Raw genomic sequence first — 21,610 nt, forward strand, 5'->3', positions numbered from 1 at the left:
TGCCCCTAGTCGCCTGCGCCGTCTTCCCCAAGCACATCCTCCCCAAGAACATCTTCCAGGAATTCGGCCTGCTTGCGGAAATAGTAGAGCCTGTTGGACAGCTTGCGCCAGCCGTGCCCCTCGTCCGGGATGCGCACGAAATCAGCGCGCACGCCGTTTTCGCGAAGGGCCTTCACCATGATTTCCGTCTCGGAAATGTCGATGCGCGGGTCCATCGCGCCGTGCGAGTACAGCACCGGCACGCGTATCTGCTCGGCGCGGAAGACGGGGCTAATCTCGCCATAGAAATCGCGCCAGCGGTCTTCAGTGATGTCTCCGTATTCGATCCGGTCGCTGGCCTTGAGGCCGGGCGAGGCGACTTCCAGTGCGGTGATCCAGTTGCCAACGCCGAACAGCGAGACACCGGCGGCAAAGGCATCGGGGTAGTCGGCCAGCACGGCGTTGACCATATACCCGCCGTAGGAACCGCCCATCACCGCCGCGCGCTCTCCGTCGACCAGGCCTTGGGTATCGAGCGCCGCCAGCAGGTCCACGAGGTCACGCACCGAATCCAGCCGCGCCTCGCGGTCGTCGAGCGTGGAATAGGTGCGGCCAAGGCCGGTGGACCCTCGCACGTTCGGCTCGAACACGGCCACGCCGCGGGCGACGTGGTATTGCGTGACGGGGTCCCACGTAGGGCCGGACTGGCCGCTGGGTCCGCCGTGGACGCTGAAGACGACGGGCGGCGCGTCTTCGCCCGTGCCAGCGCCCTCGGGCAGGTAGAGCATTCCTTGCAATTCCACCCCGTCGCGCGCCGGGAAGCGCACGACCTGCGGACGCACGAGGCTTTCGGGGTCCAGGCCCGCGTAGTTCGATGCGTAGATGCGCTGTGCCTCGCTCTCGCCGGGCGTAAAGCTGTAAATGTCGCCGGGGGTCTGCCAGCCGTTCACGCCGACCACGGCGGTATCGCCTTCGCAATCGAGCGAATAGCTGCCCTCGGGCATGTCCGGCCCGGCGACGCCGCGCATCTCGGTTCCGTGCCACAGGTGCAGGCTGTCGAACCCGTCCTGGCTCTCGGTCCAGGCCATGAAGTCCCCGCACATTTCCACGTTGCCCACATCGCGGTCCGGCGCGTGGTAGACGTTAGTTTCGCCGGTGGTGACGTTGTATTCGGTCAGCGCGCCGAACTCGCGCCCGGCGTTGCTGGAATAGACGAACGTGGTCGAATCCGGCGTCCATTCGAACCCGCCCAGCGAATGACTGGCGCGGTCCTCCAGCGGCGGCGCGCTGATGGTGGTGAGTTCGCGGCTTTCGAGATCGAGGAGATAGAGGTTGTCGGCATCCTCGCCCACGCCCTCGGTAACAACGGCATGGCGGCCGTCGGGCGAGAGGCTCTGCGCGTAGTAGCCGAAGGTGCCTTCGTAGATCAGCTCGGCATTGCCGTTAAGATCGGTGCGCCAGATGTCGAAGTCGCGTCCGTTGCGCAGCGTGGAGGAATAGACGAAGCTGCCATCGTCTGCGAACCCGCCGAAGCGGCGGAAATCCCCCTCCGCCGCAGGCAGGATTTCGCGTTCCTGCGTCCCATCACGGCTGATCCAGAAGTAGCCGGGCTGCTCGTTGCCGTTGCGGTCCGCCGAATAGAGCAGGCCGCTGCCGTCGGGCGTCCAGTGAAACTCGCTGGGGTTGGTGCGGAACGTCAGCTGGCGCGGCTGGCCGCCGGTGACGGGCACGATCCACACCTCGGGCTGACCCGTCACGCTGGATGAGAAGGCGACCAGTTCGCCATCGGGAGAGAGCCTCGCCCCGCCCGCCCCGCTCGCCAGCAGGTAGCGGGCGATGTCGACCGGCTGCTCTCCGGCAAGCCCGATGTCGACGGAGGAATCGTCCGGCTCCATCGCCTCTATGCTCATGTCCGGGCCAGACTGGCCGCCGAACGCGGTATCTTGTGCCTGGGCACTTGTTGCCAAGGCGGCAGTGGAAATCAGCAGGCTGGCGACAAGACGCATGAATTCGGACCCTTCTCTGGAGAAAGGCCGAAAACAGCACAGATTGTCGGAAAGGAAAAGCGCCCGTTCGGGCGATCAGCCCTTGTCGGCCAGCTTCGCTTCGAGCGCGGCGATCTTGGCTTCCAGCACCTCGACCCTCTCGCGGGCGATCGCCGCCATGTCCTTCACCGCGTCGAATTCCTCGCGGCTGACGAAATCGAGGCCGCCCATGGCTTCCTTCAACTTCTCGCGCCCGGCATCGCGGGCCTCCCGGCTCATGCCGGCAAAGGTGCCAGCCGCGCTGTTGGCGAGTTTGACGAAGTCGGCGATCAGGGGGTTCTGGCTCTGCATGCGGTATATCTGGGCGGTCGAAGGTTGGTTCGCAAGAGAAAACGGACCGCAGGACCGCAAGGCCGAACGGCCGCCTGCAGCGGGCGCAGCTTGCTGCGCGTCTAGCGAGGACGATCGCGCGGAGGCGCGATCGAAAAACTAAAGCGTCATGCGCTGAACCGCGCCTGTTCCCTCGCCCTCGCCCGCATCGGGATTGGCTTCGAGGAACTGCCAGTTCAGCACCGTCGCGAACAGCGCCCAGGCGAGGTAGGGCAGCAGCAGCACGCCCGCCCACTTGCGCACCTTGAAGAACAGCACGACGGTGACGATCAGCGCCACGTCCAGCGCCACGATCACCCACAGCGCCTGCTCTATCTGGCGGGCCGCGAAGAAGGTCGGCGACCAAGCGAGGTTGATGGCAAGTTGCACGATGAAGGCGATGATCGCCCATTTGCGCAGGCGCGATCCCCATGCGGCGCAGACCATCGCGAAGGCCAGCCCCATCATGAAGTAGAGCACGGTCCACACGATGCCGAAAGTCGCGGGCGGCGGGAACAGCGCGGGCTTTTCCAGCGCCTGGAACCAGGGGCTGTCGGCGCTGCTGCCGCCCACCTGGCCGGAGAGGAAACCCAGCAGCATCACCGTGGGCACGATGAACAGCGCCCAGCGGATCAGGCTGGCGCGCAATTGCGACGGGGACGCAAGACGGTTCATCGTTATCGGTCTCTCCCTGATTCGTTGCGTCAATCTGACGGGCGGTCAGCTATCACGCAAGGCGGACACGAGGTACTCCACGTTACCCTCCGTTCCCGTTATGGGACTCTCGATAATTCCCTGTATGCGCCAGCCGCCGCTTTCCAGCCATTCGCGCACCTCGTCGCACACGCGTTGGTGAAGTGCCGGATCGCGCACGATGCCGCCCTTGCCCACTTCTCCCCTGGCGACTTCGAATTGCGGCTTGATGAGAGCGACGAGCTGGCATCGCGGCGCGGCCAGCGCCAGCGGCACTTCCAGCACCTTGGCAAGGCCGATGAAGCTGGCGTCGCACACCACCCAGTTGCAGGGCCGGTCGATGATTGCGGGCGTCAGGGCGCGGGCGTTGGTCTGTTCCAGCACGGTGATGCGCTCGTCCTGCCGCAGCTTCCAGGCGAGTTGGTTAGTGCCCACGTCCACCGCGAAGACATGGGCCGCGCCGTGGTGCAGCAGCACCTCGGTAAAGCCGCCGGTTGAGCTGCCGATATCCATCGCCACCGCGCCCGTGGGATCGAGGCCGAATTCCCTGATCGCGTGATCCAGCTTCATGCCGCCGCGTCCGACCCACGGATGGTCGCGCCCGCGCACCTCCACCGCCCAGCTATCAGGCACTTGTTGCCCGGACTTGTCGATCCGGCTGAGCTTCCCGGGAGGCCCGGCGAACACCAGCCCCGCCATGATGAGCGCCTGCGCGCGGGTGCGGCTCTCTGCCTCCCCACGCTCCACCAGCAATGTGTCAATACGGTTACGGGACGGCTTGCGCTCACTCATGGGGAAGTCGATAGAGCCGACCATGGCCAACCGTCCAGAAGGAACCGCCGCGATGAAACTTGCCCACGTTCTCACCCTGCCCCTCGCCACCCTCGCACTGGCAGCCTGCAACAACAGCGACGATGCCGCTCCGGCAGAGGAAGTAGCCGCGCCCGAGCCGGAACTGACGCCTGCCCCGGTGGCCACTGCCGCAGAAGACGGCACCGCCCTGATGGCAGGCACCTGGAACGTGCGCGAAACGCCAGAAGGCGGCAGCGCGGTCTTCGGCGAGGAAGGCGCAGCGCCCGCGCTCTCGTTCAACTGCGACGCGATGAGCGGCACGGTGACGCTCGACGTCGCCAGCAGCTCGCAAACGCCCGAGGCCTGGCGCGTGGATGCCGGCGGTGAAGCCGCGCGGCTCGATATGGCACCGGTCGAAGGCGGACTTTCCGCCGAGATCGAGCCGGGCCTCGCGATTTTCCATGCCTTCTCCACCACCGGGCAGGTCGTCTCGCTGACCAATGCGACCGGAGAAAAGATGCAGTTCCCGACACATCCGGGCATCTCGCGCGTACTGGATGCATGCAGCTGATGAACAAACGACTCCTCGCCGCCACTTCCGCCCTTCTTGGCGTTCTTGCGCTCTCGGCCTGCGTGCCGCCCTCGCCCGAACCTACGCCGGTCCCCTCGCCTTCGCCGACGCCTACGCCCACACCCGCGCAGGCCCAGCCCGAAGCCGCCCCGCCGCAGGTGGTGACGCCCAGCTTCGACAACTGGATGGACGCGCCTCAGACGCCGGGTGACTGGCGCTATGTTGCGGAAGGCGGGGACACGCTGGCCGTATTCGGCACCGGGCGCACGCCCGATACCGTGCAGCTCATCCTGCGCTGCGAACGCGCCTCGCGCCGCGTCAGCATCGCCCGCGCCGGCACTACCAGCGGGCAGGTGGAGATGCTGGTGCGCACCGAGACGCAGGACCGCCGCCTCACCGCCAGCCCAATGCAGAGCGGCGGCGCCGGGTTGATCGTGGCACAGCTTGCCGCCAGCGATCCGTTGCTTGACGCGATGGCTTTCTCGAAAGGTCGTTTCGCCGTGGACGTGGCCGGCACCAGCCCCGTCTACGCGCCAGCCTGGCCGGAGATCACGCGGGTGATCGAGGATTGCAGGGGTTAGGAAATCGAGAGCGCCACGGCCTCTTCGAACAGGCGCTCTATTCTGACTGTGAAAAACAATAATACAAGACTTGCGTTCGCCTGTTCAGTGATTCACAACTGCGTTCAAGACCTGCGAAACCACGCGGTCTTGGCCCCCGGTGAAACGGCAGGGTTCTGGCTCAAAAGCGCGAAAGGAGGTGATCCGATGTCTCATGGTTCAGCAGGGAGGTCGGTGATGACCCATGCGGAGCATATTCGGTAATTTCCTACTCGCCGAGTAAGGTTTCGTGGGCGGTCTAACTGACCGCTGACCATGCGAAGGCCAGTTCCACTTCAGGTGGAGCTGGCCTTCTCATTTTCCGGGGTTCACAAGCAAGCGAAACTCTTGCCTCTCCCCGCGCCGCCCACTAATCGCCGGTGCCATGAAGTTCGAGCATATCCAGCATCCCGCTCCCGTCCCCGGTGCCACACGCGCGCAGGCGATTGCCGATCCCGGTTTCGGCAAGGTCTTCACCGATCACATGGTGATGATCGACTACGACGAAGGTGAAGGCTGGCACAACGCCACGCTGGGCCCGTGCGAGCCGATCCCGCTGCACCCGGCATCCAGCGTGCTGCACTATGCGCAGGAAATCTTCGAGGGACTGAAGGCATACAAGCTGGCCGACGGCACGATGGCGCTGTTCCGTCCCGAGGCGAATGCGAAGCGTTTCAACGAGAGCGCCAAGCGCCTCGCCATGCCCGAATTGCCCGAGGACGTGTTCATCGAGGCGGTGAAGCAGGTGGTGAAGAAAGACGCCGACTGGTTCCCCGGCGTCGAGGGCGGTTCGCTCTATATCCGTCCCTTCATGTTCGCCAACGAGCATTTCCTGGGCGTGCGTCCGGCGACGAAGTACAAGTTCATCGTGATCCTCTCGCCCGCAGGCAACTACTTCAAGTCCGGCGCGCCAGCGGTGTCCGTGTGGATCAGCGAATACACCCGCGCCGCCCCCGGCGGCACCGGCGCTGCCAAGTGCGGCGGCAACTACGCCGCCAGCCTGGTGCCCACCGGAGAAGCATTCGCCAAGGGGCACGACCAGACCGTGTTCCTCGATGCGGCGGAGCACAAGTGGGTGGAGGAACTGGGCGGCATGAACCTGTTCTTCGTGTTCGACGACGGGCGCGTGATCACCCCGCCGCTGGGCGGCACGATCCTGCCTGGCATCACCCGCGATTCGATCATCACGCTGGCGCGCGAGCAGGGCCTCGACGTGGCCGAGGAAATGTATTCCATCGACCAGTGGCGCGAGGATGCGCAGAGCGGCAAGCTGGTGGAAACCTTCGCCTGCGGCACGGCTGCGGTCGTGACGGCGGTGGGCAAGGTTGCCGGACGCGATGGCGAGTTCACCATCGGCAGCGGCGGGCCGGGACAGCTCACCACAACCATCCGCGACAAGCTGGTCGGCATCCAGCGCGGCACCGTGGAGGATACCCACGGCTGGGTGATGAAGCTCGACTAGAGCGCCAGAGCCACCGGCTCTTGTCCGGGCTTCCACGGTTTTTCGCGTTGCATCACCGTCTTGAACAGCGGCGATTGCAGGTGCCCTTCCAGCCACGGGTGGACATGCGGCAGGTCGGCCGCGTCGAACCAGTCGCGATCGTGATTGGCGAATTGGCGGACGAAGGGGAACACTGCCGCGTCCGTGATGCCGCGCTTCCTGCCGCATAGCTGCCCGCCGTCGGCCAGCCGCGCGTCCAGCATCTCCAGGAATTCGAGGCCGCGTGCGCGGTGCGGCAACGGATCGCAATCGTCGTAGCGGTTGGGATACTTGTAGTGGTCCAGCGCGTGCTTGAAGGGGCCATCGCAGTCGGCGATCAGGTCCGGGTCGTCGCGCTCCAGCCAGCCTTCGGGATCGCTCTGGCCAAGCGCCCAGCGCATCACCTCGATGCTTTCCTCGATCACCGTTCCATCGGGCAGCACCAGCACCGGCACCGTGCCCTTGGGCGAGGCTTCCAGCATCGCCTCCGGCTTGTCCGACAGCTTGACCTCTCGCAGCTCGCACTGCGTCCCGCTCACCACCAGCGCGAGGCGGGCGCGCATGGCGTAGGGGCAGCGGCGGAAGCTGTAGAGGATGCGGTCAGGAATGGTCTTCTGGCTCCGGTTCTTCGTCTTTCACGAGCTGGCTCGGCAGTACCGCCCCGACGTGGGCACGCCCCTGTGCCATCGCAAGCTCTTCCTGCCGCTGCCGCTCGCGGTAGGCCGCGCGCTGCTCGTCTGTGCGTTCGTCCCAGCAGGCGGGGCAACTGACGCCTTCCTCGTAGTGCTCCGATTGCATGTCCTCAGCGCTGACAGGGCGGCGGCAGGCGAAGCACAGGCCGTAGCTGCCCAGCGCAAGGCCGTGCCCCACGGTCACGCGCTGGTCGAACACGAAGCACTCGCCGCGCCACATGCTCAGTTCCTCCGGCACCGTCTCGAGGTATTTCAGGATGCCGCCATTGAGGTGATAGACCTCCTCCACCCCCTCGGCCTTCAGGAAGGCGGTGGACTTCTCGCACCGGATACCGCCGGTGCAGTACATGGCGACCTTGGGCTGCTTGCCCTCGCCCAGCAGCCGCTCGCGCTCGGCGCGGAACCATTCGGGGAAGTCGCGGAAGCTGGGGGTCTTGGGATCGATCGCGCCTTCGAACCGACCCACGGCCACCTCGTAGTCGTTGCGCGTGTCGATCACGATGGTGTCCGGGTCGGCGATCAGGGCGTTCCAGTCGGCGGGATCGACATAGACGCCGGCATTGGTGCCCGGGTCCAGATCGCCCTGCCCCATGGTGACGATCTCCTGCTTCAGCCGCACCTTCATGCGGTGGAAGGGCATGGTGACAGCGCCCGAGAACTTCACCTCGATATCGGCGCAGCCGGGTAGCGAACGGATATGATCCAGCACCGCGTCGATGGCTGCAGGAGCGCCCGCGATGGTGCCGTTGATCCCCTCCTTCGCCAGCAGCAACGTTCCCCGCACGCCGCCCTCCCGGCAGGCGGCCAGCAGGGGCCCCCGCAGCGCGGCGGGATCGTCGAACGTGGCAAAGCGATAGAGCGCGGCGACGCGGATGGGCGTATTGTCGATGGGAAGCGGGCTGGCCATGCGCCGCCCTTTAGCCGCCCGGCTACGGCGATGCCAGAGCCCTGCGCGGGCGAACCTGGAACACCTGGAACACCTGGAACAGGGTTCAGGGGCAAAAACCGCCCGGAGTGTCACTCTAGCGGCATGGCGCGTAACCTTGCAGCGTAAAATGTGACCCTGAGCCGTGCAGGCGTCACCCTCGGCGCGGCGAAGTGTCAACTTCGGCACGGTATGGTTGACGGGTGTCGAGAGGTTGTCCGAGCGCATGACGAAGCACTCGACCACGCGCACCCGGCAGTAGGAAAGGGATGGCAGCCACTTCTGTCGAATGGGATTGCGTCAGCTTCTGGCTATTCGTGCGAATGGCAGGAATGACCGAAACTGGGTGATGGGGTGGACGCCCCCCGACGGCATTTATGTGCCATAGTGGAGGTGTTTACACACCACTAGCGAAGGAGGCGTCCATGGCAGAGGTTAGCACGATTGGTCTGGATATTGCGAAGAGTGTTTTTCATGCTCACGGGGCCGATGCCTCGGGACGGGTGGTCTTCAGTCGGCGGTTGACCCGGGCAAGGCTGCTAGACTTCTTCGCGCAGCAGGCACCTTGCGTGGTCGCGCTCGAGGCCTGCGGCGGCGCGCATCACTGGGCGCGAGAGATTTCGGCGCTGGGTCATGATGTGCGGCTCATCCCGCCGGCATACGTGAAGCCCTTCCTCAAGCGCGGCAAGAGCGATGCGATCGATGCCGAGGCGATCTGCGAAGCAGCCGAGCGCCCGAGTATGCGCTTTGCCGCGATCAAGACTGAAGAGCAGCAGGCCTCGGCCATGGTGTTTCGCACGCGCGACCTTCTCGTGCGTCAGCGGACGCAGCTGATCAACGCGATCCGCGGCCATCTCGCCGAGTTCGGATGGGTAGCGCCTAAGGGACCCTCGCATGTGAGCGTGCTGGCGAGCCTGCTCGACGAGGAAGAGGAACTGGGTGCATCGCTTCCCGAGGCAGCCCGGGTGATGCTCCAGGTGATGACCGGTCAGCTGGCGCGGCTCGATGAAGAGATTGCCCTGCTCGACAAGGAGATCGCCCGGCGAGCGCGCGAGGATGAGGATGCACGCAGGTTGATGACCATCCCCGGCGTGGGTCCGATCACCGCCACTGCGCTACTGGCGCTGGCACCTCCGGTCGAGACCTTCTCAAGGGGACGGGACTTCGCGGCATGGCTGGGCCTTACGCCGAGACAGCACTCGAGTGGGGGACGGGAGAAGCTGGGCTCGATCTCCAAGATGGGGGAGCGCACGCTGAGGCGGCTGCTCATCATCGGCAGCAGCGCGGTGGTGCTACATGCCAGCAAGCGCGGGGCACCCGAAGGCTCATGGCTCGAACAGATGCTGGCCAGAAAGCCGCGCATGCTGGTGACCGTCGCGCTCGCCAACAAGACGGCACGGATCGTCTGGGCAGTGCTGGCGAAGAAGGAGGATTACAGGGCTCCGGTTGCAGCTGCGGCGTAAGCCGGGGCGGACTAGGAGGCGTCGGTAGAGGCAAGAGAACGAAGGAGGGTATGGCACCACAGTCGGCGAGACGGGACCGGACATCCAGTGCTTTCCACCGTGCCCAAGAGCACGCTTAGGGTGATGTGGATCCGGTGCGCGAACTCCCATACAGGCCAGCGGAACTACGCCGCAAGAACAGGCCGGACAGATGGCAGCATCCGACCAAAGCCAAGCCCGATTTTTACCCTTGCTTCTTTAGGGGCGTCCACAGATGGGAAGCGGACCCTCGAATGTTCATGCGGCGAATACTACGTGCAACAAATAACCAGCCGCGTAAGCAAGGATCGCTGCAGCGCCCCCGATGCCGAGCGTCTGCAGCCCGGATATGAGCGGCGATTTACCGAGCACCCGTCCCTTGCCTATCCCCAACGCGAAAAACGTTGCCGCACTCAGCACCGTACTGGCGCAGAACGTCTGGTCGAAATCGCCGGTGCCAAAGAAGAAGGGCAAGAGAGGCAACAGGCCGCAAATTGAAAATGCGATAAAAGTGACAAAAGCGGCCCGCATGGGACGAGCCGAAGTCTCAGACAGGTGTAGTTCCTCGGCCATCATCGTATCGAGCCAGACCTCCCTGTCCGAAGTTATAACATCGACGATCTTGTCGAGCGTATCGCCCTCGAAACCCTTCTTGGCAAAAATCTCGCGTATCTCCTTACGCTCACCCTCCGGAAAATGTTTAATTTGCCAGTCTTCATCTTCGCGCTGCTGCTCGACTTCCTGCTGACGAGCACGCGTTCCAAGGTAATTGCTGACGGCCATGCTGAAGCCGTCTGCCACGAGATTGGCTATGCCCAAGATAATCACTGTCGAAGCGACCAGCTTTCCACCCGCACTCCCGGCTACCACTGCAAAGGTCGTAACGACACCGTCGACACCGCCGAGCATGAAATCTCCCAGAGGGCTTTCTCCACGAGGACGGGTTACTCGACTGCGAATGCGCTCAAGCGAATGCTCGTCAAACAGGTTTCGGATTTTGCGCGCCACCCCTGCTAGTCGCGAACCACCAAAACCGAGCAGTTGGCATGACGGACGACGCGCGAAGCGTTAGCGGCAAGAAGCCAATCCTTCATCTCGGGTCTGTGGGAAGAGAGGACGATGAGGTCTGCATCAACCTTCTCGGCAACTGCCAATATTCCGCTGCCAATGCTGCCCACCCAGACTTCCCTCTCTAATTCCCTCGCGTCCAGATCATTGGCGAGCAAGGCAAGTCTGGCTGATGCCTTGTCGAGCAGGGCCTGCATCGACAAGCGCGACCACTGAGCCTCCAGCATGGCAACCCTGTCAGGAACTATGGTGCATAGGATCACGATGGCATCAAATGTCTTGGCCATCGCCTGAGCAACTGGCACAGCCTTGCCCCACGAGCTGGGTTCGTCGAGATCTACGGGGACGAGAATGCGAGAGTACATAGTCGACGTTACCTCCGCTCCATTGCTCCCCGTCGGACATACTCCAATGCAAGTACGTATCGCAATGGTACTCCAGCAGAATGAAATTTCTGCAATCGGGTCGTTAGCTGACAATCCGCTTCCGGTTCCGACAGTGACAAATCCGTCAGCGGACGTGGGCGGCCATGGGCGCCTGTGCGTTTGTCGGCACCCGAACCCGGACGGGATGCGGCAGGCGGACCTCCAGCCAGTCTGCGGTAAGCTCGGCGAGTTCCGTGCGGAAAGCTTCCTCGCGGGTTCGGCCGGAGTGTCCCCAGCGCAGCAGGGCGACCGAGAGCCTTTCGGCGATGGCAATGTCGAAGGCGGGCGCTCCGGTGGTTCGCAGCGTGTCGACCGCCTCGAAGACACGTCCCAGCGCGCCGACCGGAATGGACTGCGCAAGACGCAGTTCGTCGAGCAACTGGTAGATCGTGCAATAAGGCGTCTCAGGAGCCAGCTTCATGACATGACCTTGTGACCACGGGCCCTCGTTCGAGCCTTCGGTTACGGGTCTAGAGAATCATGGATAAGGAAACATTAAAGTTCCGTCATGTGCCCACGAGCGGAATACACCCCCAAGTACGGGCCTGTCGAATAGTTCTGTTCTACTCTCACTTCCACGCGACTTTTCGAAGAAAAACGCCGAAGCAGTCAGCCCCCTCGCCTCACCCGTCCAGCGTCACCACGATCTTGCCCTTGGCGTGGCCTTCTTCCAGTTCGGCCATCGCTTCGTCGATCTTCTCGAACGGGTAGGTGCTGTCGATCACGGGCTTGAGCAGCCTCCGGTGCGCCATTTCGGCGAGGTAGGCGAGTTCGCTGCCGCTGGGGTGCATGAACAGGTAGCGATAGTCGACGCCCGCCCTGGCCGCGTGGGCACGGAATTTCAGGCTGGCGAACCAGAACGTCGCGGCGAGGCCATAGCGTCCGTCCAGGTCCTTTGTGGCGGTGCGCGGTTCGGGCATTCCGGCGATGGAGACGACGCGCCCGCCCTTCTTCACCACGCCGAAGGTGCGCGACAGGGTCTCGCCGCCGATCAGGTCGAACGCGCCGTCGACGGGGTCGATCACGTCCTCGAACTTCTCGTGCTCGTAATCGATCACCACGTCGGCGCCCATGTCCTTCACCAGGTCGCGCCCGCGCTGGGATGCGGTGGTGACGACTTCGGCTCCAAGGTGCTTGGCGATCTGGATGGCGAAAGTGCCCACCCCGCCCGCGCCGCCAGTGATCAGCACGCGGAAACCGGGCTTCACCTGCAATTCGTCGCGCAATGCCTGGAGGGCGGTGAGGCCCGCCAGCGGAATGGCGGCGGCGGTCTTGAAATCGAGGCTTTCGGGAATGTCGGTGAGGAATTCCTCGCGCACCACGGCATATTCGGCAAATGCGCCCAGCCGTTCCTTGCCCACCCGCGCCATCACGCGGTTGCCGGGAAGGAAGCGGCGCGCGCCCTTGCCGTTCGCCTCAACCACGCCAGCCAGTTCGTTGCCCAGCGTCGTGGGCAGGTCGAGCCGCAGGATGGGTTTCAGCATCCCGTCGCGGATCTTGTAATCAACCGGGTTGAGGCCCGCCGCGCGGACCCGCACCAGCACTTCGCCGGGGCCGGGCACGGGGCGTTCGACCTCGCGCATCTGCGCTTTGCTGGCGTCACCGTATCCGGTGAGGGTGTAGGCTTTCATGGGATCGCTCCGAGGGTTTGGTGGCAGTTTCGATACAGGCGCGAACCGCGCCCTTTCTCCACCAACACCCCCGGAAACGGCTATGTTCCCCGTTCGTCGTTCCCGTTCGTCAGACGCTGTCGGGATAGATCGGGCGGATATCGACCGGGATGTCGTCCATTCCGGCAATCGCTGCCTCTGCATGTTCGTCCAGCCGGGCGTACTGTTCAAAGAACGCCTTGGTGCCTTCGTAATCGCCTGTGGCCTGCAGCATCAGTTCGGTGCGCAGCAGCTCGGTGATGCCCTCGACCAGCTTGTCCTCGTCGATGACGTAGTGGTCGTTGTCCTCGTCGAAACGGTAGGCGCCGTAGTCCAGCAGGTAGCCGTACTGCGCGGCTGCACCCTTGCCGTGGGCTTCCTCGATGCCGAAACGCATTGAGCGGAACAAGCCCGCGACGTAGGTCGCCAGCAGTTCGCTGCGCTCTGCGGCGGGCAGTTCGCCGCGCTCCATCATGTAGAGGAGATTGTAGATGCCCATGACATCGGCCTTACTCTCCTCCAGCGCCGAATACTGTTCGCGCAGCTGCTCGTTCACCGTGGTCTGCTGGCCGTCGACGGTGATCGTGCCCGGACCCAGCGAGTGGCTGAGTTCGTGGAAGAGGGTGAAGAGCTGCATGTAGCGGCGGCTGACCAGTGCGGCCTGCTCCTGCGCCAACACAACGTCGGCGATGGGATCGAGGATGCGGTCGAACTTCGCGCCCAGCACGTTGGAGAGGATCACCTTCTTCGCGCCCTTGGCTTCGCGCACGCGCTCGTCGTTGGGCAGGTTGAAGGCGATGGTCTGCACGCCCGGCACGTTGTCGCCGCCGCCGTGGACCTGATCGGCCACCGCGATGGGGCTTTCGAAGCCGCGGGCGAAATTGTGATACTGCGGGTCGACCGGAAGGTTGCCCTCCATGTCGCGCAGGTAGCCGACATAGCGATCGAGCGCGGCGCTCTCATCCGGGTTCTTCAGCGTCACGAAGCTCTCGAACGCGGTCTTGGTGCCGTAGAGGCGGTCGGTGTAGACCTCGTAGGGGCCGATGGCGATTTCGATGGGCGTGTCGGTCAGGTCCATCCAGGCCATTTCGCTTTCGAAATAGTCGTCGGAAAGGAAGCTGTCGGCGCGCAAGTTCAGGAAGCGCTTGAGGCTTTCGTTGGTGGTGATGCTCGCCGCCTCGCGCAGCAGTTCCGCGGCGGGCTGGAGGAACTCGGCATATTCCTCGCTGTACGGCACGGCGACCAAGCCGCCTTCGCCATCCCGCTTCACCACGGTGTAGGGGCTCATCAGGTCTTCGCGCTGGTCCGGGTTGGCCTCGAGGTAGGCGTCGAATTCCTCGCGCGTCAGGTCGGCGGGATAGAAGCCCGCGCCCTCGGGCCAGTCGTTCTCGCCGTAGAAGGGCCGGTTGTCGGCCACGGTGTCCCACGGGCCGTAGTGCAGGTCGAACATTTCCAGCATGGCGGCATCGCCGCTCGCCTCGATCTCCTCGCGGAGGGCGGGCAGGTCGCCGCCGCGCTGGCGCAGGTATATCTCGTCCATGTAGCCGCTGGCCTCGATCAGCAGGTTCACCACCTGCCGCTCCTCGTCGGTGAGGTAGCTGGTGTCGGGCGCCATCTCCACGTCGGCAATGCTCGCGCGGCTCGCGGCCATGTCGTAGCCGCCGGTCTCGGCCTGCTCGGCGGTGGGAGAGCACGCTGCCAGCAGGGCAACGGGCGCGGTGGCGAGCGATAGGGCGATGAGGGCGCGGCGCATTCGGGTATTCCTCCAACTGGTAACAGGCGCAAGCATCTAGCCGAGCGCCATCGCGAAGTCACGCGCTTGCCTTGCGTCGACGGAGAGCTATTCCCGGCCCATGACAAGCGGGGATTTCGAACGAATACAGGCCAGCGCGGGCGAGCGGCTGGCGCTGCTGCTGGAAAGCTATCGCAGGCTGACGGGTGAGGCGCTGGCGGCCGATGCCGATGCGCTGTGGAATGCGCCTCATGCGGTGCTGGCGCACGATCGCGCGGCGCCGCCTGTGTTTTTCTACGCCAACGCCCGCACGCTTTCGTTGTTCAAGCGGTCTGCCGACGAAATGATCGGCCTGCCCTCCCACCTCTCCGCCGAGCCGGAAGCGCGGGAAGAGCGTGCCGCAATGTTCGCCAAGCTGGAAGCGGAGGACATCGTGACAGGTTACTCCGGCCTTCGCGTAGCCTCGGACGGGTCGCGCTTTCGCATCCTAAATGCGACGATATGGAACCTGCGCGACGCCAGCGGCACCCTGCACGGGCAGGCTGCGCGGGTCGACGAGGTGGAGATGCTCAGCCGGTAAAGTCGGGCAGCGAGAGCGGTTCGCGCGTCTCGGCCTGCGCGATCATCCGGCGCGCTTCGTCCCACGCCTGCGCCATCAGGGCCTCGGCCAGCATGGCCTCCACCGGGTTGATGCCGTTGCGGGCCTGATCCAGCGAGGCGCTTGAATAGAGGAAGATGTTGCGCGTCGCCTCGCCGGTTTCGGGGACGTCGGCTTCGGCAAACTGGCGCTCGTCTTTGGCCAGTTCCACGGCCACGCGGTGCTCGCCCGCTGCCAGACCCTCAAAGCGATAGGTGCCATCGGCGTCGGTGATGGTCGACAGGCCGAGCGCCGGGATCGTCACCTGCGCCCCTGCCACCGGGCGCGCGGTCGAATCGTTCACCGTGCCCGAAAGGTCGCCTGCATGGGCGAGGCTCGGCATGGCGAAGAGAGCGGCGGCGCTGGCAAGGATGGCTATGCGGGTCATGCCCCGCGAAAGACACGAGTTTTATTACGAGACGACGACTCTTTCGTGACAGGCGTGTGGCAAGGTCAGGCCGCGGCCAGCAATTCCTCCGCCGCGGGCGAGGCTTCCAGCAGTTCCAGCAGCGCGCGTTCCCAGCGGTTCTGATACTGCGTGCGGCGCGGCAGTTTCAGCGATGCGCGCCATTCCTCCTGCCGCGCGATCAGGTCTATCACCGCCGGGTGCACATAGCTCTTGCGCGTCACGGCAGGCGTGTTGCCAAGGTATTCCGCCACCCGTTCCAGCACCGCCTTGATCGTCAGCACCTCGCCCGCCTCTCCCAGCAGGCGCAGGGCCATCACGCTTGCATGCCAGGTTCGGAAATTCTTGGCGGTGAAGGCCTCGCCAGTCGTCTCGCCAAGGTAGGCGTTCACATCGCCCGAGCTGACTTCGTGCACGGCGCTGTCCTCGTCCACCCAGCAGAACAGGTGCTGGCCGGGCAGGTCCTGCATCTTGCGCACGCACGATGCCAGCGCGCTGTCGGACAGTTCCATCTCGCGATCCTTCCCGCCCTTGCCGGTAAAGCGCAGGCGCAGCGTCCGCCCGGTCAGTTCGGCATGGCGGCGGCGCAGCGTGGTCGCCCCGAAACTGCGGTTCTCGCGGGCGTAACTGGTGTTGCCCACCCGGATCGCGCCGAGGTCCAGCAGGCGCACCACGCTGGCAATCGCGCGTTCCCGGTGCACGCCGCGAGCGCGCATGTCCTCCTCCACCCGCTTGCGCAGCAGCGGCAGGCTCTCGCCGAAAGCGACGCAACCGTCGAACTTCTCGCTCTCGCGCCAGATGCGGAATTCGGGGTGATATCGATACTGCTTGCGCCCGCGCGCATCGATGCCGGTGGCCAGGATGTGGCCGTTGGGCACCGGGCAAAACCACGCATCAACATAGGCGGGCGGCAGGGCGATGGCGTTGAGGCGCTTCTTCTCCGCCCGGTCGGTGATGAGCTTGCCGTCGGGATCGTAGTAGGCCCAGCCCTTGCCTGCCCCCTTGCGGGTAATGCCGGGAAGAGTGTCATCGACATGGATGAGGTTGGAAGGGCGCGTTGCCATGGTGCGCGGATAACGGCCTGATATGTCGGGCGGTTCCGCGGGCTGGACGAAAGACCGGGTGCCCCGTCATCGCCGACGCGAAAGCGCGGCTTGCCCCTTTCCCAAGCATAGCTTTCTTGCAGCACCCGCGCCCACGACCCATGTTGCGCGCCAACACCCGATTGCAGGAGAATATTGATGTCCGATGTCTACACCCCGCCCGAAGTCTGGCAGCCGACGGAAAGCGGCGGGCAGTTCTCCGGCATCAATCGTCCCACGGCCGGCGCACGGGTGCAGAAGGACCTGCCGGTGGGCGAGCATCCCTTCCAGCTCTATTCTCTGGGCACGCCCAACGGCGTGAAAGTCACCATCATGTTCGAGGAACTGCTGGAACGCGGCTATGCCGAGGCGGAATACGATGCATGGAAGATCGACATTTCCAAAGGCGAGCAATTCTGGTCCGGCTTTGTCGATATCAACCCGAATTCCAAGATCCCCGCGCTGGTGGACCGTTCCGGCGACACGCCTTTCCGGGTGTTCGAAGGCGGCGCGATCCTGCAGCACCTGGCGGAGAAGTTCGATTACCTGCTGCCGAAGACCAACCCGGCCCGCGCCGAAACCTTGAGCTGGCTGAGCTGGCAGATCGGCACCGCGCCCTTCATCGGCGGCGGCTTCGGCCACTTCTACGAATATGCGCCCGAGAAATACGAATACCCGATCAACCGCTACGCGATGGAAACGAAGCGCATCTTCGACGTGGCCAACAACCAGCTGGCGAAGACCAATTTCCTGGCCGGTGACGAGCTGACCATCGCCGATATCGCCGCCTACCCGTGGTTGGGCAACCTCTACCACGGCGCCTACAGCGGATCGGACAGGTTTCTATCGCTGCACGAATACGAGAACGTGGGCCGCTGGGTGAAGGAAATCGACGCCCGCCCCGCCGCGATCCGTGGGCGGCTGGTGAACACCAAGGCCATGCCCGAACGCCACAGCGCCGCCGATTTCGGCAATGTCGAGGACAAGAGCCTGTTCGATCGCGTGCGCAAGCGCGCCGACGTGTGAGGATATAGCCAAAAAGGGCGGGTTGCGCCGCGCGCGCGGCCCGCTATATGAGCGCCCTCCTGCTGGGGTGTAGCCAAGTGGTAAGGCATCGGTTTTTGGTACCGACATTCGCAGGTTCGATCCCTGCCACCCCAGCCATCCATCCCTGATCTCAGCCGACACCCCGCCGCGTCGCCAGCACGAAGCCGGTGACGGCGAAGACGCTCGTGCCCAGCACTACAAGCGCCGCGCCTGCCGCGCCCAGCCAGTCGACAAGCCACGGCAGCGCGACGAGGCCGATCGCCGTCGGAATGCCGCGCAGCAGGAAATTGGTGATCGCCTTGCCATGCGCCAGCAGCAACGCCTCCAGACTGGCCCCTGCCAGTTCCAGCGCGGCGGCGGCGGCGAGGATGATCATCGGCCAGTAGGCGGCAAGGAAGGCGCTGCCTGCGATGGCGACGATGATCCACTCGCCCGCGACGAGGCCGAAGCCCACCACCACCACGCCGGTGCCGACAGCGAGCTTCGTCATCTTGCCCGCAAGCTTGCGCGCGCTTTCGGGATTGCGCACCAGTTCGGGGTAGACGGCGCGCAGCAGCGCCTGCGCCAGCTTCAGCAGCCCCTCGCCCAGCTGCGCCGCCACGCGGTAAATCCCCGCCAGCGCCGCGCCGCCGAACGCGCCCACCAGCAGCACCAGCAGCTGACGGCTGGCGATGGTGAGCATCCCGGTGAGCGAGGTGCCGATCACGAAGCTCCAGGTTCCGCCCGTCAGCGCGGCCTGCTCTTTCGGCAGGCGGGTGAGGCTGAAGCGGCGCCAGCGGATCGTCTCGGTCTGCCCGGCCATGCGCCAGTACATCGCGGCCGTGGCAATCTCGGCAATGCCCCAGACGACGAGGAAGGCGGCGATGCTGGGCGCTGTGAAGGCAACCACGGCAGCGCCCACGGCGCGCATCACGCTGGTAGTGGCGTCAGCGGCGGCGGCGCGCGCGTACCTGTCGTGCACGCGCAAGAGGCCCGTGGGGGTCGAGCGGATCGAGAGGAGCGAGACGAATGTGAACAGGAAGGTCGGCAGCCGCAAATCGGGCGGGATCGGCAGCCAGTCCCCGGCCAATGCGAGAATGAGTGCGGCGGCAAGCGTGCCCACCATTACCGTCACCGCATCCAGCGCGAGGGCATAGCCTGTCGCGGTATTGCGCCCGTCCTCGTCCTGTCCCCAGCGCACGACCGCCTGCCACGTCTGGAAGCTGGTGAAGCCCACCACGAGCTGCGCGAAGGTGAAGGCGATCACGAACTGGCCGAAGCCCTCCAGCCCCAGCGCCCGCGTCGCTAGCGCGAGGTAGACAAGGCTGAGCACCGCATTGATTCCGCGCGCGCCCATCAGCCAGCCGGTGTTCTGTAGCGCACGACGCATCATGATGCCTCCGCCCCTGCCCCACGGCGACGGGAATTGCAAAAGCCAACTGCGCGCGGCAGATGTCGGCGGGAGGGGAGACACGACGATGACGATACCCACGGCCCGGCTGGCCTTCTTCAAGCTGAACGTGCCCGATGCCGACGAAGCCCGCGCCTTCTGGGAAGACGCCTTCGGGTTCGCCGTGACGCAGACCTACGACGAGGACAGCTTCGTCGAACACATCATGGCGCTGCCCGGACAGGCCGAGGCCGGACCGAGCCTGATGCTGGTGGAGAGCAAGCCGGCGCGCGACGTTTCCGTGGGGCCGGGCCACGGGCCCGTGGGGCTGGTCTGCGACGATATCGCGGCCAGCCATGCCCATGCGCTGGCATCTGGCGCGACATCCCTGATGGACCCGCTCGACGTGGGCGGTGTGCTCGTCTCGATGCTGAAATCACCGCAGGGGCACGAGATCGAGCTGGTGCAGCCGCTCGGCTGAAGCGGCTCTTACGCCTTGGCGCCCTGCCGCCCCCCGATCACGCCGCCGTTTACCACGCCCAGCGCGAATACGAGCGCGGCGATCACCAGAGCCGGGATGGCCGTTACCGTCATGATCATTTCCAGCGGCATGGCGGCCGCCAGCGCCAGTCCGCCCAATGCCGGGAAGGCGATGCCGCCCAGCCGCCCGAAACCGCCAGCCCAGCCGATCCCGCTGGAGCGCATTTCGGGCGGGTAGCTGAGCGTCGCGAGGTTGTTGATGCCGGTCTGCCCGCCGACCTGCGCGAAGTTCCACACCACCAGCGCGGTGACGAAGGCCACGGCGAGCTGCGGCGGGATCTGGCCCAGCGAGAAGATCGCAACGGCATCGACCACGAAGTAGGCGGTAATCAGCCAGTAGGGGTTCATCCGGTCCATCAGCCAGCCCATCACCAGCGTTCCCGACGCGCCGCCGAAGTATCCGATGATCATGTAGAAGGCGAAGGTCTCCAGCGAGAGATCGGCAAATTCGTACAGGAAGGTGGCGAGGTAATTCGCCAGCAGGGCGATGTTGCCGAGGCTGAAGAAGCACAGCGCGAACAGCAGGATGGTCTGCACCCGGTAGCGCGAGCCGAACATGGCGAGCGGCCCGTATTTCGAGACTTCCGCCTGGTCGCCCATGTAGAACTCGGTGTCGTCGGCCAGTTGCACCTCGGGATTGCGCCGACGGATCGCCTCGGCAATGCGCGGGTCGCGGCCGTTGCGGTTGACGCGGAACGACAGGCTTTCGGGGATGAACAGCAGGAACAGCAACGCCGCCAGCGGCACCACGCCGCCGACGATGAAGAATCCCTCCCAGCCCAGTTCGTCCAGAAACTGGTTCACCATGATCCCGCTGCCCAGGTTGCCGCCGGAAAAGCACACCAGCGCAATAGACATGAACAGCGCGCGCCGTTTCTTGGGCGTGCTTTCCGATAGCAGGGCGAGGCCGACGGGCAGCATCGCGGAAAAGAAGATGCCGGCAACGCCGCGCAGGATCGCGAGCATGTCGAAACTGGTGGCCCACGCGGCCCACAGGGTCAGCGATCCGAACACCGAAAGGCACAGCCCCAGCACCGGCTTTCGGCCGATGCGGTCGGCCAGCGGCGGCATGATGAAGGCGCCGATCGCCATGCCGATCTGCTGGTAATTCACGACCGGCGCCATATCGACCGACGTGCCGCCCAGCCCCTCGGCAATGGCGGGCAGGATCTTGCCGAGGAAATACATGTCGAAACCATCGAGGAACAGCACGATGGAGACGATCACCAGTGTCGCTATCTCGCGTTTCCCCACGGGCCGATTGTCGATGTATTCGGCAACGTCGAAACGCGCGCGTTCGCCGGTGCTGGCGTTTATGCTGGCCATGTCCTCTCCCTCGATGCGGGAGATTGACGATGTCCGAAGCTTACGTCAACGGGCGCTTTCCAGCGCGGGCTGCGGGTTGTTGGGGACGAGGATGAGCTCGCCCTGCTCGATGCGCACGCTGGCAAGGCGAGACAGCAGGTTCATGCCGATCACGTTGGTCTCGCCCAGCCCCGGCGCGATCACCGCGTCGAGACCGTTCGCCGCCACGTTGCCGAAGCGCAGGCTCTCGATGCTGGTAAGGTGGGCGGCGACGGTGCCGTTGGCGGTTTGCAGGCGGATGGGCAGGCCGCCGTCGCGCGCTTCCAGCCCGGCGGCCTCGGCCGTTTCCTGACTGACGGCGGTCAGCGTTGCGCCGGTATCGACCATGAAGGGAAACCGCTTACCGTTGACCTCTGCCTCCAGCCAATAGTGCCCGTCGCGCGACAGGGGCACGCGGGTTTCACCGCCCTGCACCACCTGTTCGGGCAGGCCCAGTTCGGGGACGGCCATCGAAAAGCGCGGATCCAGCCGCGAGAGTTGCAGCACCACCAGCACCAGCACGCCCACCAGAGTCAGCGTGCTGGCATAGCGCAGCAGCCGGCCCAGCGCAGGCACGCGTGAAAGGAGCAGGGAGCCAAGAACGCCAGCCACCATTGCCGCCACCGCGGCCATCAGCAGGCCCGATTGCGGAATCTCGCGGATCATCATGGCAAGCTGATCGAAGATGGCGGCAACGTCCATGACAAGCAATATAGGGTGCGTCGCCTGAATTTGTTAAGAACGA

At 64.9% G+C, this 21,610-nt stretch carries 23 protein-coding genes and 1 tRNA gene; 8 read left to right on the forward strand and 16 right to left on the reverse strand.

Features of this window, described 5'->3' with window-relative positions; genetic code table 11:
• Window positions 1-5: 5 nt before the first annotated feature.
• The 4 genes from ABFX23_RS06510 to ABFX23_RS06525 form a co-directional block, all read right to left on the reverse strand.
• On the reverse strand, window positions 6-1,985 hold the full coding sequence (locus ABFX23_RS06510; RefSeq protein WP_346032278.1) for a S9 family peptidase: 1,980 nt from the start codon (window positions 1,983-1,985) through the stop codon (window positions 6-8).
• 75 nt (window positions 1,986-2,060) lie between these two features.
• Window positions 2,061-2,315, reverse strand: a complete 255-nt coding sequence (locus ABFX23_RS06515) for an accessory factor UbiK family protein (RefSeq protein ID WP_346032279.1) — start codon at window positions 2,313-2,315, stop codon at window positions 2,061-2,063.
• Between the two features lie 138 nt (window positions 2,316-2,453).
• A complete protein-coding gene (locus ABFX23_RS06520; protein ID WP_346032280.1) occupies window positions 2,454-3,008 on the reverse strand; it encodes a TspO/MBR family protein in 555 nt (184 codons plus the stop codon).
• Window positions 3,009-3,053: 45 nt separating this feature from the next.
• Complete coding sequence (locus ABFX23_RS06525; protein ID WP_346032281.1) at window positions 3,054-3,818, reverse strand: TlyA family RNA methyltransferase; 765 nt, start codon at window positions 3,816-3,818, stop codon at window positions 3,054-3,056.
• Between the two features lie 22 nt (window positions 3,819-3,840).
• Here ABFX23_RS06525 and ABFX23_RS06530 point away from each other — a divergent pair, with 22 nt between their 5' ends.
• From ABFX23_RS06530 to ABFX23_RS06540, 3 genes are all read left to right on the forward strand, one after another.
• Window positions 3,841-4,389: a hypothetical protein gene (locus tag ABFX23_RS06530; protein WP_346032282.1), complete on the forward strand. Its 549-nt coding sequence runs from the start codon at window positions 3,841-3,843 to the stop codon at window positions 4,387-4,389.
• The gene (locus tag ABFX23_RS06535; RefSeq protein WP_346032283.1) at window positions 4,389-4,970 is read left to right on the forward strand and encodes a hypothetical protein; all 582 of its coding nucleotides are present in this window, start codon (window positions 4,389-4,391) and stop codon (window positions 4,968-4,970) included. The genes ABFX23_RS06530 and ABFX23_RS06535 overlap by 1 nt, the downstream gene beginning before the upstream one ends.
• 403 nt (window positions 4,971-5,373) lie before the next feature.
• Entirely contained in the window at window positions 5,374-6,450 is a 1,077-nt protein-coding gene (locus tag ABFX23_RS06540; protein WP_346032284.1) for a branched-chain amino acid aminotransferase, read from the forward strand.
• Here the strand turns inward: ABFX23_RS06540 and ABFX23_RS06545 are convergent.
• The gene (locus ABFX23_RS06545; RefSeq protein ID WP_346032557.1) at window positions 6,447-7,076 is read right to left on the reverse strand and encodes a glutathione S-transferase; all 630 of its coding nucleotides are present in this window, start codon (window positions 7,074-7,076) and stop codon (window positions 6,447-6,449) included. The genes ABFX23_RS06540 and ABFX23_RS06545 overlap by 4 nt on opposite strands.
• Complete coding sequence (trhO, locus tag ABFX23_RS06550; protein WP_346032285.1) at window positions 7,069-8,067, reverse strand: oxygen-dependent tRNA uridine(34) hydroxylase TrhO; 999 nt, start codon at window positions 8,065-8,067, stop codon at window positions 7,069-7,071. Before trhO ends, ABFX23_RS06545 begins: the two co-directional genes overlap by 8 nt.
• Before the next feature lie 443 nt (window positions 8,068-8,510).
• On the opposite strand from trhO, the gene ABFX23_RS06555 reads away from it, so the two are divergent.
• Window positions 8,511-9,548 carry an IS110 family RNA-guided transposase gene (locus tag ABFX23_RS06555; RefSeq protein ID WP_346032286.1) on the forward strand — a complete coding sequence of 346 codons (1,038 nt, stop codon included), beginning with the start codon at window positions 8,511-8,513 and terminating at the stop codon, window positions 9,546-9,548.
• A gap of 276 nt (window positions 9,549-9,824) precedes the next feature.
• Here ABFX23_RS06555 and ABFX23_RS06560 read toward each other — a convergent pair whose 3' ends face one another.
• The 5 genes from ABFX23_RS06560 to ABFX23_RS06580 form a co-directional block, all read right to left on the reverse strand.
• Window positions 9,825-10,574, reverse strand: coding sequence for a VIT1/CCC1 transporter family protein (locus ABFX23_RS06560; protein ID WP_346032287.1), 750 nt, complete (start codon window positions 10,572-10,574; stop codon window positions 9,825-9,827).
• A gap of 5 nt (window positions 10,575-10,579) precedes the next feature.
• A complete protein-coding gene (locus ABFX23_RS06565) occupies window positions 10,580-10,999 on the reverse strand; it encodes a universal stress protein (protein ID WP_346032288.1) in 420 nt (139 codons plus the stop codon).
• A 145-nt stretch (window positions 11,000-11,144) separates the two neighbouring features.
• Window positions 11,145-11,480: a hypothetical protein gene (locus tag ABFX23_RS06570; RefSeq protein WP_346032289.1), complete on the reverse strand. Its 336-nt coding sequence runs from the start codon at window positions 11,478-11,480 to the stop codon at window positions 11,145-11,147.
• Window positions 11,481-11,682: 202 nt separating this feature from the next.
• A complete protein-coding gene (locus tag ABFX23_RS06575) occupies window positions 11,683-12,690 on the reverse strand; it encodes an NADP-dependent oxidoreductase (protein WP_346032290.1) in 1,008 nt (335 codons plus the stop codon).
• A 109-nt stretch (window positions 12,691-12,799) separates the two neighbouring features.
• Window positions 12,800-14,461 (reverse strand): dipeptidyl-peptidase 3 family protein, encoded by a 1,662-nt coding sequence (locus ABFX23_RS06580; RefSeq protein WP_346032291.1) that lies wholly within the window; start codon window positions 14,459-14,461, stop codon window positions 12,800-12,802.
• 100 nt (window positions 14,462-14,561) lie between these two features.
• Between ABFX23_RS06580 and ABFX23_RS06585 the strand changes: the two genes are divergently transcribed.
• Complete coding sequence (locus tag ABFX23_RS06585; protein ID WP_346032292.1) at window positions 14,562-15,020, forward strand: MEKHLA domain-containing protein; 459 nt, start codon at window positions 14,562-14,564, stop codon at window positions 15,018-15,020.
• Here the strand turns inward: ABFX23_RS06585 and ABFX23_RS06590 are convergent.
• Together ABFX23_RS06590 and ABFX23_RS06595 are read right to left on the reverse strand one after the other, a co-directional pair.
• Window positions 15,010-15,465, reverse strand: a complete 456-nt coding sequence (locus ABFX23_RS06590) for a carboxypeptidase-like regulatory domain-containing protein (RefSeq protein WP_346032293.1) — start codon at window positions 15,463-15,465, stop codon at window positions 15,010-15,012. The genes ABFX23_RS06585 and ABFX23_RS06590 overlap by 11 nt on opposite strands.
• A 65-nt stretch (window positions 15,466-15,530) precedes the next feature.
• Complete coding sequence (locus ABFX23_RS06595) at window positions 15,531-16,547, reverse strand: DNA topoisomerase IB (protein ID WP_346032294.1); 1,017 nt, start codon at window positions 16,545-16,547, stop codon at window positions 15,531-15,533.
• A 177-nt stretch (window positions 16,548-16,724) separates the two neighbouring features.
• Between ABFX23_RS06595 and yghU the strand changes: the two genes are divergently transcribed.
• Both yghU and ABFX23_RS06605 read left to right on the forward strand, forming a co-directional pair.
• Window positions 16,725-17,591: a glutathione-dependent disulfide-bond oxidoreductase gene (gene yghU, locus ABFX23_RS06600; RefSeq protein WP_346032295.1), complete on the forward strand. Its 867-nt coding sequence runs from the start codon at window positions 16,725-16,727 to the stop codon at window positions 17,589-17,591.
• Between the two features lie 63 nt (window positions 17,592-17,654).
• Window positions 17,655-17,729 (forward strand) — tRNA-Gln (locus tag ABFX23_RS06605).
• 13 nt (window positions 17,730-17,742) lie between these two features.
• Here the strand turns inward: ABFX23_RS06605 and ABFX23_RS06610 are convergent.
• Window positions 17,743-18,984: a lipopolysaccharide biosynthesis protein gene (locus ABFX23_RS06610; RefSeq protein ID WP_346032296.1), complete on the reverse strand. Its 1,242-nt coding sequence runs from the start codon at window positions 18,982-18,984 to the stop codon at window positions 17,743-17,745.
• Window positions 18,985-19,069: 85 nt separating this feature from the next.
• Between ABFX23_RS06610 and ABFX23_RS06615 the strand changes: the two genes are divergently transcribed.
• A complete protein-coding gene (locus ABFX23_RS06615) occupies window positions 19,070-19,462 on the forward strand; it encodes a VOC family protein (protein WP_346032297.1) in 393 nt (130 codons plus the stop codon).
• 8 nt (window positions 19,463-19,470) lie between these two features.
• Here the strand turns inward: ABFX23_RS06615 and ABFX23_RS06620 are convergent, their stop codons facing one another.
• Together ABFX23_RS06620 and ABFX23_RS06625 are read right to left on the reverse strand one after the other, a co-directional pair.
• Entirely contained in the window at window positions 19,471-20,847 is a 1,377-nt protein-coding gene (locus ABFX23_RS06620; protein ID WP_346032298.1) for an MFS transporter, read from the reverse strand.
• Between the two features lie 45 nt (window positions 20,848-20,892).
• Window positions 20,893-21,567: a retropepsin-like aspartic protease family protein gene (locus ABFX23_RS06625; protein WP_346032299.1), complete on the reverse strand. Its 675-nt coding sequence runs from the start codon at window positions 21,565-21,567 to the stop codon at window positions 20,893-20,895.
• Between the last annotated feature and the right edge of the window lie 43 nt (window positions 21,568-21,610).

This window comes from Erythrobacter westpacificensis (assembly GCF_039542285.1).
In the GTDB taxonomy this organism is placed as follows: Bacteria; Pseudomonadota; Alphaproteobacteria; order Sphingomonadales; family Sphingomonadaceae; genus Alteraurantiacibacter; species Alteraurantiacibacter westpacificensis.

Coding starts and splice junctions, on each gene's coding strand:
- ABFX23_RS06510 (WP_346032278.1), bottom strand. CDS start 1,985: ATGCGTCTTGTCGCCAGCCTGCTGATTTCCACTGCCGCCTTGGCAACA.
- ABFX23_RS06515 (WP_346032279.1), bottom strand. CDS start 2,315: ATGCAGAGCCAGAACCCCCTGATCGCCGACTTCGTCAAACTCGCCAAC.
- ABFX23_RS06520 (WP_346032280.1), bottom strand. CDS start 3,008: ATGAACCGTCTTGCGTCCCCGTCGCAATTGCGCGCCAGCCTGATCCGC.
- ABFX23_RS06525 (WP_346032281.1), bottom strand. CDS start 3,818: ATGAGTGAGCGCAAGCCGTCCCGTAACCGTATTGACACATTGCTGGTG.
- ABFX23_RS06530 (WP_346032282.1), top strand. CDS start 3,841: ATGGCCAACCGTCCAGAAGGAACCGCCGCGATGAAACTTGCCCACGTT.
- ABFX23_RS06535 (WP_346032283.1), top strand. CDS start 4,389: ATGAACAAACGACTCCTCGCCGCCACTTCCGCCCTTCTTGGCGTTCTT.
- ABFX23_RS06540 (WP_346032284.1), top strand. CDS start 5,374: ATGAAGTTCGAGCATATCCAGCATCCCGCTCCCGTCCCCGGTGCCACA.
- trhO (WP_346032285.1), bottom strand. CDS start 8,067: ATGGCCAGCCCGCTTCCCATCGACAATACGCCCATCCGCGTCGCCGCG.
- ABFX23_RS06555 (WP_346032286.1), top strand. CDS start 8,511: ATGGCAGAGGTTAGCACGATTGGTCTGGATATTGCGAAGAGTGTTTTT.
- ABFX23_RS06565 (WP_346032288.1), bottom strand. CDS start 10,999: ATGTACTCTCGCATTCTCGTCCCCGTAGATCTCGACGAACCCAGCTCG.
- ABFX23_RS06570 (WP_346032289.1), bottom strand. CDS start 11,480: ATGAAGCTGGCTCCTGAGACGCCTTATTGCACGATCTACCAGTTGCTC.
- ABFX23_RS06575 (WP_346032290.1), bottom strand. CDS start 12,690: ATGAAAGCCTACACCCTCACCGGATACGGTGACGCCAGCAAAGCGCAG.
- ABFX23_RS06580 (WP_346032291.1), bottom strand. CDS start 14,461: ATGCGCCGCGCCCTCATCGCCCTATCGCTCGCCACCGCGCCCGTTGCC.
- ABFX23_RS06585 (WP_346032292.1), top strand. CDS start 14,562: ATGACAAGCGGGGATTTCGAACGAATACAGGCCAGCGCGGGCGAGCGG.
- ABFX23_RS06590 (WP_346032293.1), bottom strand. CDS start 15,465: ATGACCCGCATAGCCATCCTTGCCAGCGCCGCCGCTCTCTTCGCCATG.
- ABFX23_RS06595 (WP_346032294.1), bottom strand. CDS start 16,547: ATGGCAACGCGCCCTTCCAACCTCATCCATGTCGATGACACTCTTCCC.
- yghU (WP_346032295.1), top strand. CDS start 16,725: ATGTCCGATGTCTACACCCCGCCCGAAGTCTGGCAGCCGACGGAAAGC.
- ABFX23_RS06610 (WP_346032296.1), bottom strand. CDS start 18,984: ATGATGCGTCGTGCGCTACAGAACACCGGCTGGCTGATGGGCGCGCGC.
- ABFX23_RS06615 (WP_346032297.1), top strand. CDS start 19,070: ATGACGATACCCACGGCCCGGCTGGCCTTCTTCAAGCTGAACGTGCCC.
- ABFX23_RS06620 (WP_346032298.1), bottom strand. CDS start 20,847: ATGGCCAGCATAAACGCCAGCACCGGCGAACGCGCGCGTTTCGACGTT.
- ABFX23_RS06625 (WP_346032299.1), bottom strand. CDS start 21,567: ATGGACGTTGCCGCCATCTTCGATCAGCTTGCCATGATGATCCGCGAG.